This is a genomic window from Bradyrhizobium sp. A11, from assembly GCF_042077125.1.
In the GTDB taxonomy this organism is placed as follows: Bacteria; Pseudomonadota; Alphaproteobacteria; order Rhizobiales; family Xanthobacteraceae; genus Bradyrhizobium; species Bradyrhizobium japonicum_B.
Map to the genome: position 1 here is coordinate 6612743 of NZ_CP149509.1, position 16416 is coordinate 6629158.

Annotated in this window: 14 protein-coding genes; 5 read left to right on the forward strand and 9 right to left on the reverse strand. The window is 65.5% G+C overall.

Annotation, left to right across the window (positions count from 1 at the left end):
- The first annotated feature begins 274 nt into the window (after nucleotides 1–274).
- A complete protein-coding gene (locus WI560_RS31060) occupies nucleotides 275–2380 on the forward strand; it encodes a S9 family peptidase (RefSeq protein ID WP_375306214.1) in 2106 nt (701 codons plus the stop codon).
- Nucleotides 2381–2565: 185 nt separating this feature from the next.
- Here the strand turns inward: WI560_RS31060 and WI560_RS31065 are convergent, their stop codons facing one another.
- From WI560_RS31065 to WI560_RS31085, 5 genes are all read right to left on the reverse strand, one after another.
- Entirely contained in the window at nucleotides 2566–3285 is a 720-nt protein-coding gene (locus WI560_RS31065) for a ribonuclease activity regulator RraA (protein WP_375306215.1), read from the reverse strand.
- A gap of 124 nt (nucleotides 3286–3409) precedes the next feature.
- Nucleotides 3410–5146 carry an L-arabinonate dehydratase gene (gene araD, locus WI560_RS31070; RefSeq protein ID WP_375306216.1) on the reverse strand — a complete coding sequence of 579 codons (1737 nt, stop codon included), beginning with the start codon at nucleotides 5144–5146 and terminating at the stop codon, nucleotides 3410–3412.
- Nucleotides 5143–6003: an ABC transporter permease gene (locus WI560_RS31075; protein ID WP_375306217.1), complete on the reverse strand. Its 861-nt coding sequence runs from the start codon at nucleotides 6001–6003 to the stop codon at nucleotides 5143–5145. The genes araD and WI560_RS31075 overlap by 4 nt, the downstream gene beginning before the upstream one ends.
- An 11-nt stretch (nucleotides 6004–6014) precedes the next feature.
- Nucleotides 6015–6776, reverse strand: coding sequence for an ABC transporter ATP-binding protein (locus tag WI560_RS31080; RefSeq protein WP_375306218.1), 762 nt, complete (start codon nucleotides 6774–6776; stop codon nucleotides 6015–6017).
- Nucleotides 6776–7795, reverse strand: coding sequence for an ABC transporter substrate-binding protein (locus WI560_RS31085; RefSeq protein WP_375306219.1), 1020 nt, complete (start codon nucleotides 7793–7795; stop codon nucleotides 6776–6778). Before WI560_RS31085 ends, WI560_RS31080 begins: the two co-directional genes overlap by 1 nt.
- Before the next feature lie 93 nt (nucleotides 7796–7888).
- Here WI560_RS31085 and WI560_RS31090 point away from each other — a divergent pair, with 93 nt between their 5' ends.
- The 3 genes from WI560_RS31090 (at nucleotide 7889) to WI560_RS31100 (ending at nucleotide 12777) form a co-directional block, all read left to right on the forward strand.
- Nucleotides 7889–8605 carry a GntR family transcriptional regulator gene (locus WI560_RS31090; RefSeq protein WP_375306220.1) on the forward strand — a complete coding sequence of 239 codons (717 nt, stop codon included), beginning with the start codon at nucleotides 7889–7891 and terminating at the stop codon, nucleotides 8603–8605.
- Between the two features lie 181 nt (nucleotides 8606–8786).
- Nucleotides 8787–9206: a response regulator gene (locus WI560_RS31095; RefSeq protein ID WP_028133205.1), complete on the forward strand. Its 420-nt coding sequence runs from the start codon at nucleotides 8787–8789 to the stop codon at nucleotides 9204–9206.
- Nucleotides 9184–12777, forward strand: coding sequence for a PAS domain S-box protein (locus tag WI560_RS31100; protein ID WP_375306221.1), 3594 nt, complete (start codon nucleotides 9184–9186; stop codon nucleotides 12775–12777). The genes WI560_RS31095 and WI560_RS31100 overlap by 23 nt, the downstream gene beginning before the upstream one ends.
- A gap of 329 nt (nucleotides 12778–13106) precedes the next feature.
- Here the strand turns inward: WI560_RS31100 and WI560_RS31105 are convergent, their stop codons facing one another.
- Nucleotides 13107–14159 (reverse strand): IS110 family transposase, encoded by a 1053-nt coding sequence (locus WI560_RS31105; RefSeq protein ID WP_375306222.1) that lies wholly within the window; start codon nucleotides 14157–14159, stop codon nucleotides 13107–13109.
- Nucleotides 14160–14331: 172 nt separating this feature from the next.
- On the reverse strand, nucleotides 14332–14967 hold the full coding sequence (locus WI560_RS31110) for a response regulator transcription factor (RefSeq protein WP_257178827.1): 636 nt from the start codon (nucleotides 14965–14967) through the stop codon (nucleotides 14332–14334).
- A gap of 149 nt (nucleotides 14968–15116) precedes the next feature.
- Here WI560_RS31110 and WI560_RS31115 point away from each other — a divergent pair, with 149 nt between their 5' ends.
- Nucleotides 15117–15407 carry a hypothetical protein gene (locus WI560_RS31115; protein WP_257196987.1) on the forward strand — a complete coding sequence of 97 codons (291 nt, stop codon included), beginning with the start codon at nucleotides 15117–15119 and terminating at the stop codon, nucleotides 15405–15407.
- Nucleotides 15408–15453: 46 nt separating this feature from the next.
- Here the strand turns inward: WI560_RS31115 and WI560_RS31120 are convergent, their stop codons facing one another.
- Together WI560_RS31120 and WI560_RS31125 are read right to left on the reverse strand one after the other, a co-directional pair.
- Complete coding sequence (locus WI560_RS31120; protein ID WP_375157750.1) at nucleotides 15454–15957, reverse strand: response regulator; 504 nt, start codon at nucleotides 15955–15957, stop codon at nucleotides 15454–15456.
- A 141-nt stretch (nucleotides 15958–16098) separates the two neighbouring features.
- Nucleotides 16099–16416: a hypothetical protein gene (locus WI560_RS31125; protein WP_027563592.1), complete on the reverse strand. Its 318-nt coding sequence runs from the start codon at nucleotides 16414–16416 to the stop codon at nucleotides 16099–16101.

The window sequence follows — 16416 nt, forward strand, 5'->3', positions numbered from 1 at the left end:
GGTCCGTAAAGCATACACGGGGCCGATCAACAACCCGGCGGCTGGAGTGTTCGTGCTGGCAATCCGCGGAATCGGAACGATATAAGGTGGTGCATCGTCTCCCTCGCCCCGCTTGCGGGGAGAGGGTCGGGGTGAGGGGGAGTCTCCGCAAGGACAGCGACAGTTGGACTCGCGGAGAGTCCCCCTCACCCGGATTGCATCTTCGATGCAATCCGGCCTCTCCCCGCAGGCGGGGCGAGGCGAAGAGCGCCCGCCCCATCTGAACGAGGATCGAGTGACCCAGGCCAAAACAGCTTCGAAGCCCCCCGTCGCGCCGCGCCGGCCGCATTCCTTCACGCGGCACGGGATCACCGTGACCGACGACTATGCCTGGTTGAAGGACGCGAAATGGCAGGAGGTGCTGCGCGATCCCGCGGTGCTCGATCCTGACATCCGCAAATATCTGGTTGAAGAGAACAGCTACACCGAGAGCCTGCTCGGCCATACCGCGCCGCTGCAGAAGACGCTGGTGCGCGAGATGCGCGGACGGATCAAGGAGGACGATTCCAGCGTGCCGTCGCCGGACGGTCCGTTCGCCTATTTCCGCCGGTTTCGCGAGGGCGGGCAACACGAGCTGTTCGGCCGCATGCCGCGCGAGGGCGGCGACGGCGAGATCGTGCTCGACGGCGATGCGCTCGCCAAGGATCACGCCTATTTCAAGTTCGGCGGCAGCCGCCATTCGAACGATCACAAGATGCAGGCCTGGAGCGCGGACACCAAGGGCTCGGAATATTTCTCCATCCGCGTGCGCGACTGGGCGACCGGAAACGATCTGGATGATCTTGTTGAAGAGACCGACGGCGGCGTGGTCTGGACCGCTGACTGCAAAAGCTTCTTCTACGTGAGGCTCGACGACAATCACCGGCCGATGCAGGTCTGGCGCCACAGGCTCGGCACCAAGCAGGCCGACGACATTCTGGTGTATGAGGAGCAGGATGCCGGGTGGTTCACCCATCTGCACGAGAGCACCAGCGGCCGCTTCTGCGTGATCGCGGGCGGCGACCACGAGACCAGCGAGCAGCGGCTGATCGATCTCGCGAATCCCGAGGCGCCGCCGCGCCTGGTCGCCGCGCGCGAGGAGGGCGTGCAATATTCGCTGGCCGACCGCGGCGACCAGCTGTTCATCCTCACCAATGCCGATGACGCCATCGACTTCAAGATCGTCACCGCGCCGCTTCACGCGCCCGAGCGCAAGAACTGGCGCGACCTGATCCCGTATCGGCCCGGCATCTACATCATCGACCTCGATCTTTATGCCGGCCATCTGGTGCGGCTGGAGCGCGCCAATGCGCTGCCGTCGATCGTGATCCGCGATCTCGCTTTGAGCGAGGAGCACGCCATCGCCTTCGACGAGGCCGCCTATTCGCTCGACACGATGGGCTCCTACGAATTCGAGACGACCAATCTGCGCTTTGCCTATTCGTCGATGACGACGCCGTCGGAGGTCTACGACTACGATATGGTCAAGCGCACGCGCGTCTTGCGCAAGCGCCAGGAGATCCCGTCCGGCCACGACGTGGCCGATTACGTCACGACGCGCATCACGGCGAAATCGCATGACGGCGCCGAGGTGCCGGTGTCGATCCTGCATCGCCGCGGGCTGAAGCTGGACGGCACGGCGCCGCTCTTGCTCTACGGCTACGGCTCCTACGGCATGGCGATGCCGGCCTCGTTCAATGCCAACCGCCTGTCGCTGGTCGACCGCGGCTTCGTCTACGCCATCGCGCATATCCGCGGCGGCGCCGACAAGGGCTGGGGCTGGTACCTCGACGGCAAGCGCGAGAAGAAGACCAACAGCTTTGACGATTTCGCGGCCAGCGCCCGTGCGCTGATCGATGCCAGATACACCAGCGCCAAGCGCATCATCGGCCATGGCGGCTCGGCCGGCGGCATGCTGATGGGCGCGGTCGCCAACCGCGCCGGCGAATTGTTCGCCGGCATCGTCGCCGAGGTGCCGTTCGTCGACGTGCTCAACACCATGCTCGACGACACGCTGCCGCTGACGCCGCCGGAATGGCCGGAATGGGGCAACCCGATCGAGAGCGAGGAGGATTTCCGCACCATCCTGTCCTATTCGCCGTACGACAATGTCGCAGCGAAGGACTATCCGGCGATCCTGGCGATGGGCGGACTGACCGATCCGCGTGTCACCTATTGGGAGCCCGCCAAATGGATCGCGCGCCTGCGCGCCACCATGACCGGCGGCGGCCCGGTCCTGCTTCGCACCAACATGGGCGCCGGCCATGGCGGCGCCTCGGGCCGGTTCGACCGGCTCGACGAGGTCGCGATCGTCTACGCGTTCGCGCTGTGGGCGGCGGGAATGGCGGAGGCCGGGGTGTAGCCACACCCAACGCCGTCGTCCCGGCGAACGCCGGGACTCATACCGCGTGATTTATCGGTGGGCCCGGTAGCAGTACCTCGGCAAGGCCTCTTAACTGCGGGCCTTCGTCAAACTTCTGCCTGGGGTTATGGGTCCCGGCGTTCGCCGGGACGACAGCGGAGAATGGCGCGCTGCCAACTCTCCAACTACCTCCCGTTCTTCTTTCGCCACTCCGCAAAGTCGGTGAGCGTCTGCGGATCGGTGGCGGGATAGAGGCCGAAGATGCCGCGGCCCTTGCCGACCTCCTCGGTGACGAAATCCTCGAACGCGGTCATCTCGAAGCTCTCGTTCGCGATCTCGTCGGCGAGATGCGCGGGGATGACGATGACGCCGTCGGCATCGCCGAGGATGACGTCGCCGGGAAACACCGGCGCATCGCCGCAGCCGATGGGGACGTTGATCTCGATCGCCTGGTGCAGCGTCAAGTTCGTCGGCGCACTCGGGCGATGGTGATAGGCGGGGATGCCGAGCCTGGCGATCTCGGTGGAATCGCGAAAGCCGCCGTCGGTGACGACGCCGGCAACGCCGCGCTTCATCAATCGCGTCACCAGGATGGCACCGGCCGACGCCGCCCGCGCGTCCTTGCGGCTGTCCATCACCAGCACCGCACCCGGCGGGCAATCCTCAACCGCCTTGCGCTGCGGATGGGAGCGGTCCTTGAACACGTCGATGGTGTTGAGGTCCTCGCGCGCCGGCATGTAGCGCAGCGTGAAGGCCTCGCCGACCATGGTCGGCTGATTGGGGCCGACGGGATGGACATCCTGGATCATCTGGATGCGCAGGCCGCGCTTGAACAAGGCGGTGGCGACGGTCGCGGTGGAGACGGATTTGAGCTTGTTGCGGGTGGCTTCGGTGAGTTTGGTCATGTCGCGCTCTCTCTTGTCGTCATTCCGGGGCGCGCCACTTGGCGCGAGCCGGAAATCCATACTCACGATTGTGGTTATGGATTCCGGGCTCGCCGCTTCGCGGCGCCCCGGAATGACAGGGTCACTAGTAAATCGACGGCTCGCCGATCGGCGCGCCGAAATCGGTCTCGAGGAAGTCGAAGTCGCAGCCGTCATTGGCCTGCTTGATGTGTTTTGTGAACATCCAGCCATAGCCGCGCTCGAAGCGGCGCTCGGGCTGCTTCCAGGCGGCGCGGCGCTTGTCCAGCTCGGCTTCGCTCACGTCGAGATTGATGGTGCGCGCGGCGACGTCGAGGGTGATGCGATCGCCGTTCTGCACCAAAGCGAGCGGGCCGCCGATGTAGGATTCCGGCGAAACGTGCAGGATGCAGGCGCCATAGCTGGTGCCGCTCATGCGCGCATCCGAGATGCGCACCATGTCGCGCACGCCCTGCTTCACGAGTTTCGTCGGGATCGGCAGCATGCCCCATTCCGGCATGCCCGGCCCGCCCTGCGGCCCTGCATTGCGCAGGATGAGAATGTGGTCCTCGGTGACGTCGAGATTGGGATCGTCGACCGCCTGCTTCATCGAGGGATAATCGTCGAACACCAGCGCCGGCCCCGTGTGCTTGAGGAAACGCGGCGCGCAGGCGGAAGGCTTGATGACGCAGCCGTCGGGCGCCAGATTGCCCTTGAGCACGGCAAGCGCGCCTTCCCTGTAGATAGGGTCGTCGATGGAGCGGATCACGTCGGCATTGTGCACCTCCGCGCCCTCGATGTTCTCACCCAGCGTCTTGCCGGTGACCGTGATGCAGTCGAGATGCAGATGCGGCTTGATCTGGCCCATCAGCGCCGGCAGGCCGCCGGCATAGAAGAAGTCCTCCATCAGGTAGGTATCGCCGCTCGGCCGGACGTTGGCGATGACGGGCACCTTGCGGCTCGCGATCTCGAAATCGTCGAGCCCGATGTCCTGGCCGGCGCGGCGGGCCTGCGCGATCAGGTGGATGATCGCGTTGGTCGAGCAGCCCATCGCCATCGCGACCGCGATCGCGTTCTCGAACGCCTTGCGGGTCTGGATCGTCTTCGGCGTCAGGTCTTCCCACACCATCTCGACGATGCGGCGCCCGCATTCGGAGGCCATGCGGATGTGGTTGGCGTCAGCGGCGGGGATCGAAGAGGCGCCCGGCAGCGTCATGCCGATCGCTTCCGCGATCGCCGTCATGGTCGAGGCGGTGCCCATGGTCATGCAGGTGCCGTAGCTGCGGGCGATGCCGGCCTCGATGTCGAGCCAGTCCTTGTCGGAGATCTTTCCGGCGCGGCGCTCGTCCCAATATTTCCAGCCGTCCGAGCCGGAGCCGAGCGTCTTGCCCTTCCAGTTTCCGCGCAGCATCGGGCCCGCCGGCAGATAGATCGCCGGGATGTTCATCGAGGTGGCCCCCAGCAGCAGCGCCGGCGTGGTCTTGTCGCAGCCGCCCATCAGCACCACGCCGTCGACGGGATGGCTACGCAAGAGCTCCTCGGCGTCCATCGCCAGCAGGTTGCGATAGAGCATGGTGGTGGGTTTGAGCAGCGATTCCGACAGCGACAGCGCCGGCAGCTCCAGCGGCAGCCCGCCTGCCATCAGGATACCGCGCTTGACGTCGTCGACCCGCGACTTGAAATGCATGTGGCAGGGCTGCGCGTCCGACCAGGTGTTGAGGATCGCGATAACAGGGCGGTCCTTCCACTCCTCCGGCGCGTAGCCCATCTGCATGGCGCGGGAGCGGTGGCCGAACGAGCGCAGATCGTCGGGCGCGAACCAGCGCGCGCTACGGAGCTGATCGGGTGTTTTCTTCTTGGTCATGATTGGGTGCCCCATTTCTGGACCGTGTTCCGCTCGATGGCGCGGAAGATCAGGTTCTCGACAAAGAGCCCGATGATGATCACGGTCAAGAGGCCCGCGAACACGGCGGGTATGTCGAGCAGGTTGCGGTTCTCGAAGATGAACCAGCCCAGCCCGCCCTGGCCGGAGGAGACGCCGAACACCAGCTCGGCCGCGATCAGCGTGCGCCAGGCAAAGGCCCAGCCGATCTTCAGGCCGGTGAGGATCGAGCCGAACGCCGCCGGAATCAGGATTTTGGCCACGTATGGCAGCCCGCGCAGGCCGTAATTGCGCCCGACCATGCGCAGCGTGCTGGAGACACTCTTGAAGCCGGAATGGGTGTTGAGCGCGACCGGCCACAGCACGGAATGGATCAGCACGAAGACGAGGCTGCCATTGCCGAGCCCGAACCAGATCAGCGCCAGCGGCAGCAGCGCGATCGCCGGCAGCGGATTGAACATCGCCGTCACAGTCTCGAGGAAATCGGTGCCGATGCGGGTGGAGATGGCGAGCACCGTGAAGATCGCGGCCAGCACGATGCCGGCCGAATAGCCCATGAACAGCACTTTCAGCGACGCCCAGGCCCGCATCGGAATGGTGCCGTCCTTGACCCGCTCGAACAGCGTGATCGCGGTGTCGTGCAGGGTCGGGAACAGCAGCGGATTGTCGAGCGCGACGCCGTAGGCTTCCCACACCGCCGCCAGGAACAGGATGATCACGGTCTTGCGGACGAAGCCGTCATTCCAGAGCAGCTCAGGCACGCTCAGCTTGCGCTCGACCTCGCCCGCGCCGGTGGCGGCGACCGGCGCGTCACGCAGCAATATCCTGGCTTCACCCATGACAGCCTCCTTCAATGCGCGGTGGCTTCGCCGGCGAACAGGAGATCGTGGATCTCCTTCTCCAGCCGGCCGGCGCTGCCATCCCCGCCGGAGACCTTGTCGACATCGACCACCTCGGCCTTGACCCGGCCGGGATGCGGCGACAGCAGCAGGATGCGGTTGCCGATGCGGATCGCCTCGGCGATCGAATGGGTCACGAACAGCACGGTGAACCGGGTCTCGCTCCAGAGCTGGAGCAGCTCGTCCTGGCAGGTGCGGCGCGTCAGCGCGTCGAGCGCGGCGAACGGCTCGTCCATCAGGAGGATGTCCGGCTCCATCGCCATGCCGCGTGCGATCGCGACGCGCTGCTTCATGCCGCCCGACAGCGTGTGCGGATAGGCGTCGACGACGCGGGTCAGGCCGACCTTCTCGATATAGGCCCGCGCGCGTGCCTCGGCGTCCTTGCGCGACAGCTTGCGCGCGGTCAACAGCGGAAACATCACGTTGGCGAGCACGCTCTTCCAGGGCAGCAGCTGGTCGAACTCCTGGAAGATCATCATGCGATCGGCGCCGGGACCGTGGATCTCGCGATCGTTGATGGACATGCGGCCTTCGCTCGGGCTCATATAGCCGCCGACGGCCTTGAGCAGGGTCGACTTGCCGCAGCCGGAGGGACCGAGCAGCACGAAGCGGTCGGACTTGTCGACCGTGAACGAGACCCTTTCGGTGGCGGTGACGACGGCGCTGGAGGTCTTGTAGCGCAGCGTCACCCCGCTAACGTCGAGCAGCGCCATCAATTGCCCTTCAGATCGTGCGCGACGGGCAGATAATAGTCCGTCCATGCCTTGGGCTGGGTCTTCAGCGTGCCGGTCTTGAACAGATGGGCGGCGAATTTCATCGTGCCCTGCGGCTCCAGATTCCACTCCATCATGCCGGGCTCTTTCAGGAGATCGAGCAGCTCTTCCACCGAAGTCTTGTCGCCGGTGATCTCCTTGTAGATCTCGACCGCCTGCCTGGTATCGCGGCGGATCAGATCCTGCGCTTCCTTGGTGGCGTCGCGCACGGCTTGGACGATCTTCGGATTGGCGTCGGCGAACTTCGTCGTGGTGAAGAACTGCGCCTGGCTGAGCGGCCCGCCCATCACGTCCGGCGACGACAGCACGACATGCGCGCCCGGCACGTTCTTCAGCTCCAGGAAGGTGAAGGGCGGAATCGAGAAATGGTTGTGCACCTCGTGCTTGGGGTTGGACAGCGCCGCATAGGCGTCGGGATGGCCGAGCTGCACGGTGTTGGCGTCGAGCTTCGACCATTGGTCGGCTCCGAAAGCCTCCGCGGCCGCGATCTGCAGCACGATCGCCTGGGTCGAGACCTTGACGGTCGGCACCGCGATCTTGTCCGCCGGACCGAAGTCCTTGATCGACTTGATGTTGGCGTCGCGGCTGATCAGCGTCATCGGCTGCGCCGAGGTGGCGACGATGCCCTTCACGCCGCCGCGGGTGCGGTCCCATAGCAGCAGCAGGTTGCCGGTGCCGGTGTTGAGGATGTCGACGCCGCCCGCCAGCAGCGCATCGGTCTGCGCGCCGCCGCCGGAGAAGGTGATCCATTTGGTGGTGACGCCGGAGACGCCGAGCGAAGCCGCGTGCTTCTCGATCAGCTTCAGCTTCTCCATGATGTGACTCGGCATGTAGAAGATGCCGGGCTGGCGCGACAGCGCGATCTCGGATTTCTGCTGCGCACGCGCCGGCAGGGCCGCCAGCACGGTTGCGGCGATCAGGACGATGGCGGCGGCGCCGCGCTGAAATGGCTTGATCATAATTGTTGGTTTCCTCCGGCCGCCATTGACGAGTGGCGTTGCTGATGCACTAATGCATTAGTGCATCAAGCGCAAGCCCGCCGGAGCCGTTGCATGGAAACCGCCGATCCCGCGCCCCGCGCGTCCGTCCGCCGCGAGCCGCGGCTGGACCGGGCCCGGCAAGCCGCACCGCAGGTGTTCGAGCGGCTTCGCAACGCCATTCTCGCGCTCGAGCTGCCTCCCGGCGCGCCGCTGTCGCGCACCGATCTCGCCGCGCAATTCGGCGTCAGCTCGACGCCGATCCGCGACGCCCTGATGCGCCTCGAGGAAGAAGGGCTGGTCGAGGTGTTTCCGCAGCACGCCACCGTGGTCAGCCGGGTCGATGTCGGCCGCGCCGAGCAGGCGCATTTCCTGCGCCAGGCGCTCGAGCTCGAAATCGTCCGACTGCTCGCGGAGCGACCCGATCAGGCCCTGGTTCTCCGCCTCGACCACGCCATCGCGCTGCAACAGCAATTCGCCAAGGCCGGCGATTTCGAGAGCTTCATCGCCGCCGACAATGATTTTCATGCGCAGCTGTATGCCGCGGCCGGCAAGCAGGAGCTATGGACGCTGGTGCGCAGCCGCAGCGGACATATCGACCGGCTGCGCCGGCTGCACCTGCCCTCCCCCGGCAAGGCCCAGAATATCCTCCGTCACCACCGACTGATCACTCGCGCGATCGAGGCCGGCGACCCCGAGGCCGCACAACAGCATCTGCGCAAGCACCTGTCGGGCACGCTGAGCGAGCTCGACAAGATCCGAAGCCATTATCCGGAATATCTGACCGATTAGACGGCGCCTCGCCCCTTATGCACGCAACCGTGCATAGGCATGCCTGCTTGGCTTAGGCGAGCGTTCACCGGCCATTCGCGAAGTGCTTGCAGGCCGGGCGGAATCCGCGCAACAATTTCATCTTTAATGGTTTGATTTGCGCCGATGGGAATGTCCCGTCCCGGCGCGGAGGAATTTAGACGTGGCCAACATCCTGATCGTGGATGACGACCCGGCCGTTCAGATCACGATCCGGCTGCTCCTGGAGAGGGCCGGTCATCAGGTCACCCTCGCCGGCGATGGCCGCAAGGCACTGGCGCTGTTTGAGGCCGGCCGGTTCGATCTGTTGTTCCTCGACATCTTCATGCCTGGCATGGATGGGCTGGAGACGATGCGTCACATCCGGGCGTTGGCCCCGGCCATTCCCATCATCGTCATTTCCGGCCGCTCGGCCGCGCCGGATGCCTATGCGGAACCCGATTTCCTCAATATGGCGACCAAGCTCGGCGCGGTGGCAAGCCTGCAGAAGCCATTCCGGCCCGGCGCACTGCTCGCCGCAGTCGATGGCTGCCTGAAGGCGGGCGAGCCGGAGGGGTCCGATGTCAGCTCCGGCCGCCGATAACGAGGGCTCCTCTGCTTCAGGCCGGATCGGCCGCGATCATCCGGGAAGTCCTGCGCGCATTCCCATGACACTCGCCACGCGGCTGGCCGTCGCCATGATCCTGCTGGTGGCGGTCACCGTGGCCGCGGTCGGCTGGCTGGGCTATCGCAACACCACGCAAGCGGTCATTCCGCGGGTCCTGGAACGGGTCGAGGCCCAGTCGCGCCTGCTGGCGGCCAATCTGGAATCCTACGTTTCCGGAGCGCGCGGCGACCTGATCGGCTATCGCGCCGCGGCGGCCATCCAGGGCCTCATCCGCGCTCACACCGGCGGCGGCATCGATCCGGCCGACGGCGTCTCGGAGCAAATCTGGCGCGAGCGTATCGCCACGCGGCTCGCGGCCGAGATCGAGGCCAAACCCATCTATGGGCAGTTTCGGATCATCGGCATCGATAACGACCAGCGCGAGCTGGTCCGTGTCGATCGCTCCGGACCGAACGGAACCGCCCGGATCGCCCCGGACAACGAGCTGGAGAGCAAGAGCGACCGACCGTACTTTCAGCAAACGATCCGGCTGCCGTCTGGCGAGATCTATGTGTCACCCGTCGATCTCGCCACCCGCCAAGGGGGCACCACGACTCCTCACATCCCGACTCTCCGCGTTGGGACGCCGCTGTTCGCACCGGACGGCAAGCCGTTCGGCATCATCGTCGCCAATATCGACATGCGGCCGGCCCTCGACCAGGTCCGCGCGACGGCGGCCTCGGGAGGAGAGATCTACGTCGTGAATTCGCACGGCGACTATCTCGTTCATCCCGATCGCGCGCGCGAATTGGGCACATTGCGCGACCGTCCCGGCGACTGGCGCCAGGACTTCCCTTACTTCGCGGCTCTGACGGGCACGCAGGACGTATCCACGCGACTCATGACCGATGGGTCGGGCCGGCCGAGCGGCGCGGCCATTGCCCCTGCGCTGCTTGCCGGCAAGGAATGGGTCGCCGTCATCGAGACAATTCCCGCGCCCGTGTTCGGCCTCGTACCGGCAGCGATCCAGAAGACGTCCCTGCTGGTCGGCATATTGGCCGTCGTCGCCGCGGCCGTGCTGGCGGTGCTGCTGGCGCGCTCGCTCACGCGTCCGATCGGCCGCTTGACCGCAGCAGTCCAGGCCATCGGCAGCGGGCGTCCGGCGGACATCCCCGTCGATGCCGGCGGCGAGACGGGCGTGCTGGCGCGGGCCTTCGCGCAGACGGTCGAGGAAACCCGGGTGAAGACCGCTGCGCTCGAACGCGAGATCGAGGAGCATCGCCGCACCGAGGCCGCGCGCAGCCATCACGCGGCGCGCGAGCGCCTGTTCAGCGCCGCGATCGAATCCTCCGACGATGCGATCGTGATGCAAACGCTCGATGCCGTCATCACGGGTTGGAATCCGGCCGCCGAGCGTCTGTACGGCTATTCGGCGGACGAGGCGATCGGCAAGCCGACGTCGATCATCGTGCCGGCGGACCGCCGCGAGCAGGGCAAGGACTATCTGGCGCGGATCGCGCGCGGCGAGCCGATCGAACGCTTCGAGACGGTGCGCCTGCGCAAGGACGGCACGCCGGTCGAAATCTCGCTCAGCCTGTCGCCGATCAAAGGTCCGTCCGGCGAGATCATCGGCGTCTCCGGGACCGCGCACAGCCTCACCGAGGCGCGGCGGGCCGAGCGGCAGCTCCAGCAGCAGCTCGAGGAGCGCCGGCAGATCTTCGACACCTCGCAGGACCTGATCATGATCATGGATGCGCGGGGCCATATCGCACAGATCAGTCCGAGCAGCGCGACCATCCTCGGTTATCGGCCGGAGGAGATGATCGGCCGCAGCGGCGCCGACTTCATTCATCCGGACTTTCTGGAGCGATCCCGCGCCGAGATGCGCGCGATGCGGCGCGGCGAGCGTCCCAAGATCGACGACACGCGCTGCTTCCACAAGGGCGGACACGAGGTCTGGCTGTCCTGGCTCGGCAGCTGGTCCGAGCAGGCGCATCGCTTCTTCTTCGTGGGACGCGACATGACGGAAGCGCGGCTCGCGCAGGAATCGCTGCGCGAGAGCGAGCGGCTCGCCCGCAACATCATCGAGACCTCGCTCGACGCCTTCGTCCAGACCGACGAGACCGGCAGCATCCTGAACTGGAACTCGCAGGCCGAGCAGCTGTTCGGCTGGCGCCGCGAGGAAGTGCTCGGCAAGAGCACGATCGACCTCATCGTCGCGGAGAGCCAGCGCGAGCGAGTCAGGGCGGGTCTGACGCAGTTCCTGGCGAACGAGAGCGGCAGGACGCTGAACCGGCGCCGCGAGCTGATGTGCTGCCGCCGCGACGGCAAGGAATTCAAGGCCGAGCTGAGCGTCACCGCGCTGAAGCGCCGCGAGGGCCTGCTGTTCAACATCTTCTACCGCGACCTCACCGACAAGATCGCCGCCGAGGAACGCATCCGTCACGCCGAGAAGATGGAGGCGATCGGCCAGCTCACCGGCGGCGTGGCGCACGATTTCAACAACATCCTCACCGTCATCACCGGGACGATCGAGATCCTCGCGGAGGCGGTCGAGAAGGAGCCGCAGCTCGCGGCCATCACGAAGATGATCGACGAGGCGGCCGCGCGCGGCGCCGACCTGACCCAGCACCTGCTCGCCTTCGCGCGCAAGCAGCCGCTCCAGCCGCGCGAGATCGACATCAATTCGCTGGTGGTCGACACCGCGAAGCTGTTGCGGCCGACGCTGGGCGAGCAGATCCAGATCGAATCCGTGTTCGAGGACGAGAACTGCGTCGCGATCGTCGATCCCAACCAGCTCACCACCGCGATCCTCAACCTCGCGCTCAATGCCCGCGACGCCATGCCCGGCGGCGGCAAGCTGATCCTGGAGACCGGCGCCGCCTATCTCGACGAGGCCTACGCCAACGCGAACGACGTGTCGCCGGGGCACTACGTGTTGATCGCCGTGAGCGACACCGGCACCGGAATTCCCGCGAACCTGCTGACCAGGGTGTTCGATCCCTTCTTCACCTCGAAGGGGCCGGGCAAGGGCACCGGGCTCGGCCTGTCGATGGTCTACGGCTTCATCAAGCAGTCCGCGGGCCACATCAAGATCTACAGCGAGGAAAGCCACGGCACCACGATCAAGATGTACCTGCCGCCCGGCAAGACGCCGACGGCGGCCGGCGAGGGCGTGACGCCGGCGGCCATCGAGGGCGGGCACGAGACGATCCTGGTGGTCGAGGACGACAGGCTGGTGCGCGACTACGTGCTGGCGCAGCTGCATTCGCTGGGCTACGTCACCTTGCAGGCCGCCAACGCCGCGGAGGCGCTCGCGATCGTCGCCGCCGGAAAGCCGTTCGACCTTCTGTTCACCGACGTCATCATGCCCGGCAAGATGAACGGACGGCAGCTTGCCGACGAGCTGATGAAGACGCGGCCCGATCTCAAGGTGGTCTACACGTCGGGCTATACCGAGAACGCGATCATCCATCACGGCCGGCTCGATTCCGGCGTGATGCTGCTGGCCAAGCCCTATCGCAAATCGGATCTGGCGCGGATCATCCGCAAGGCGCTGCAGGCGTAAGGCGCGATTTCGTGTCCCGGACAAGACGCAGCGTGGAAACGCTGCGGCGCAGAGCCGGGACCCATATGTGGACGGCCCCCGTGGCACAAGAGCTTTGTAAGGTTTGATCGGATCGCTTGCATCCATATGTCCGGCCTGTTGATGCGGCGTGTTGAACCGCGGGCCAAGATGGTTTTCGCGACGCGAGTTCCAATCAGAAGGGCGGTCTTGTTCGACCACTGGGTCCCACGGATTTGCTCGCATCTCGGAACGATCGATCGCACCATCTCCTCTGCTCTTGCAGCTCCGGTTCGGCCGGTGGGCGAGCCCGCCGGTCGGCCGAATCTCAACTACGCGGCGGCGGCCACTTCGGCATCGCTTTTGGCATCGAACCGCGCGCGGTCATAATCCTCTCCCGTCACCATCAGCTTCCAGGCGATGCGTGCAGTCTTGTTGGCCAGCGCCACGGCTGCCTGCTTCGGCGTCTTGCGCTGGAGTAGGTCGAGCAGCCAGCGCGATCCACGACGGCGCTTCCCGGTCGCTTGCTTGACGACCGCGGTCGCCCCGACCACAAGAAGTTGACGTAATCTCTCGTCGCCGGCTCGGGTTATCTTGCCGAGCCTGGTCTTTCCTGCGGTGGAATGGTCTTTGGGCGTCAGGCCGAGCCAGGCTGCGAACAATCGTCCCGAACGGAAGGCGTGCGGATCAGGCGCCTTCATCACCAGCGCGGCCGCCGTCACCGGGCCGACCCCCGGGATCTGCGCCAATCGCCGGCTCGTGGCATCGGCCCGGTGCCAGGCCCGCAGCTTGGCCTCGATCGCCTTCAGCTCGGTCTGCACCTGGTCGTATTGCCGAGCAAGCATCACAAAAAGCTCGCGGGCCAGCACGGGCACACGTTCGTCCCGCTCGATCGCGGCCAGAAACGCAGCGAGCTTGTCCAGCCCCTTGGCCTCGGTCAGACCGAACTCCGCCGCATGACCGCGGATCGTGTTGGAGAGTTGCGTGCGACGCCCGACCAATTGCTCGCGGACGCCAAGCAGCATCAGTGCGGCCTGCTGCTCCGCCGTCTTTACAGGCACATACCGCATCCGCGGCCGGCTCGACGCCTCGCAAAGTCCCTCCGCATCGCGTCCGTCGTTCTTGTTGCGCGGCACGTAGGGCTTCACCAGTTGCGGCGCAATCAGCTTGACCGTGTGTCCCAGCCTGCCGAGCTCCCGTGCCAAGTGGTGAGCAGCCCCGCAAGCCTCAATCGCAATCACCGTCGGCGGCAGCTTAGTGAAAAACTCCAGCATCGCCTTGCGGGTCAGCCGCTTGCGCAGCACCACCTGCTCGGATGCATCAACCCCATGCAGTTGAAAAATATGCTTCGACGTATCCATCCCAATACGGATAATCTGGTTCACGGACGGCTCCTGTGAATGGGTGTCTGACAACCTCATTCTGGCACAACTGATGCCGTAGGGGGCCGTCCACCCCATCAGAACTGTCAGCAGTGAGATTTGAGAGATGGGTCCCGGCTCAGCGGCGCATCATTTCATGATGCACCGCGTCCGGGGCACGAAAGAGAACCAACGCCTACGACGCGCGCTGGGCCGCGGTCATCACGATGCGGATCAGATCGGCGGCGTTGCGCGCGCCGAGCTTCTTCATGATGTTGGCGCGGTGATCCTCGATCGTGCGCGGGCTGATGCCGAGCGTGCGACCGGCTTCCTTGTTGGACGCGCCGGAAGCAAACTGCTCGAGCACCTCGCGCTCCCTGCGCGTCAGCGGCTCGCGTCCGGGGAAATGCAGCGAGCCGAATTTCGGCGAGGCATTCTCAGCCTGCCTGCGTGCATAGGCGCCGATCGCCTCGTCGAGCCGGCCGACGATCTCGCTGCCGCGGAACGGCTTCTCGATGAAGTCGAGCGCGCCGCTCTTGATCGCGCCCACCGCCATCGTGATGTCGCCCTGTCCCGAGATCATGAAGATCGGCGCCGGATAATCCTCGCCCTGCAGCTCCTTCAGAATGTCGAGCCCCGACTTTCCGGGAATGTGCACGTCGAGCAGGATTGCAGCCGGCGTGCGGTTGCGCGCGACGGAGAGCAGCGCTGCGCCGTCCGCGAAACAGATCACCTCATAACCCGCCGCCTTCAACACCATCGACAGAGTGTCGCGAACGGCAGGGTCGTCGTCGACCACGAAGATTTCACCGCGAGAGCTTTGTTCGGCCATGTGCCACATCCGGTTGGCATGAAGGACTCGCGTCCGCGCCAACCGTTATGGCGTTCGGCGCGGATTCGGCCCACCCGTATTTGTACGGGACATGGACTTAACGCACAAGTAGCGGCAAGGTGCCTTATTGCGGGGGACGGAGAATATCCATGCTAAATTACGCTGGCACACCCCCGCTCGCCGCGATGGCTGACACCGACAGCCGTCAGTTGATTGCAGCCGAACTTCGCTCCCTGATCGCGCGCATCGACCTCAGTATGCGTCTGATCGACGCGGCCATGGAGGAAGAAGACGCCGGCGGTGTTTCGGGTTCCAGCGAGATTGTGGTGCTCGACGACGTTACGCCCCGTTATGCCACGGCCAGCGCCGCCCTCAACGCCTGCCGGGCTGAACTCGGCCAAGCCCTGCGACAGCTGTCGGAATTCAGCAACCCGACATAGAGCGCGATCGGCGCTGAACGCCGACCGCATGGAAACTCCGCGAGCCCTAAGCGCGGTGCCGTTCCACGATCGCGTCGGTAGCGACACCGCCCCAGGTGTGGATCGCGGGAAGGCCCATGGCGATCTTGCCCAGATTGGCGAGGCTGATGCGCAGGGCCGCGAGGTCGAGCGGCTTCGGCAGGCTCTGGAGCTCGATCCCGACGGACCGGGCGAAGCTGCGAGCGGCGCTGCGGCGCTTGCCGTCCATGCCGCTGATGACGATCACGGCGCCGCCGAACTTCGCCGCCGCCATCTCGCGCAGCACGTCGATGCCGTCGCCATCCTCCAGCACGAGATCCAGCGTCACGCAATCGAAGCGGGCGGTGCGCAGCTTCTCGATCGCATTCGCCACGGACGGCGCCACGGTGACTTCGTGCCCGGCCTGGTTGGCGGCGACGGTGATCAGGCTGCGCTGTGTGGCGTCGTCATCGACCACCAGAAGCTGAAGCGCACGCCGTTCGGCGCCGTCGGGCAGGTTTGACGTCATGGGCGAAAGAGGACTTCTGGGCATTTCCGTATCCTGAGATTGAGACGGTCAACGGATACAATGTTCGCGCTGAGGCCACGTAAAGCTGCCGGCGCGAATTCGCTTCGAAATCTTCAGAAAGTGTGAAGCAAGAGATCGGAAAGGACTACGAAGGACGCGGGCGGATCACGCCGCGGCGTCATGACCGCCGGCCGCGCCGCGCTTCTTCCTGTTCTTGCCGCGCAGGAACTGGATGTCCATTTCGGCGCCGTTGACGCGGACCAGCTCGCAGCGGCGATAGGCAAGGCCGGTGGACGACAGCAGCAGGAAGAACTCCTTCAGGTTCAATCCCTGGATCGAGCCTTCCACCGTGAGAATGGCGTCGGTGTCGGAGATCGCGTTGAGCTTGCAGTCGCGGCGCCAGGTGCCGTCGATGGCCATGATGCAGACATCATAGCCGCGACTGAAAGTCACGCGTTCGGTACCCTTGCCATCCTCGGCCAT

Bases quoted from the DNA above. Each gene is read 5' to 3' on its own strand.
- WI560_RS31075 (WP_375306217.1), bottom strand. From the start codon at position 6,003: ATGGGTGAAGCCAGGATATTGCTGCGTGACGCGCCGGTCGCCGCCACC.
- araD (WP_375306216.1), bottom strand. From the start codon at position 5,146: ATGACCAAGAAGAAAACACCCGATCAGCTCCGTAGCGCGCGCTGGTTC.
- WI560_RS31115 (WP_257196987.1), top strand. From the start codon at position 15,117: ATGCTAAATTACGCTGGCACACCCCCGCTCGCCGCGATGGCTGACACC.
- WI560_RS31100 (WP_375306221.1), top strand. From the start codon at position 9,184: ATGTCAGCTCCGGCCGCCGATAACGAGGGCTCCTCTGCTTCAGGCCGG.
- WI560_RS31065 (WP_375306215.1), bottom strand. From the start codon at position 3,285: ATGACCAAACTCACCGAAGCCACCCGCAACAAGCTCAAATCCGTCTCC.
- WI560_RS31110 (WP_257178827.1), bottom strand. From the start codon at position 14,967: ATGGCCGAACAAAGCTCTCGCGGTGAAATCTTCGTGGTCGACGACGAC.
- WI560_RS31090 (WP_375306220.1), top strand. From the start codon at position 7,889: ATGGAAACCGCCGATCCCGCGCCCCGCGCGTCCGTCCGCCGCGAGCCG.
- WI560_RS31080 (WP_375306218.1), bottom strand. From the start codon at position 6,776: ATGGCGCTGCTCGACGTTAGCGGGGTGACGCTGCGCTACAAGACCTCC.
- WI560_RS31120 (WP_375157750.1), bottom strand. From the start codon at position 15,957: ATGCCCAGAAGTCCTCTTTCGCCCATGACGTCAAACCTGCCCGACGGC.
- WI560_RS31085 (WP_375306219.1), bottom strand. From the start codon at position 7,795: ATGATCAAGCCATTTCAGCGCGGCGCCGCCGCCATCGTCCTGATCGCC.
- WI560_RS31125 (WP_027563592.1), bottom strand. From the start codon at position 16,416: ATGGCCGAGGATGGCAAGGGTACCGAACGCGTGACTTTCAGTCGCGGC.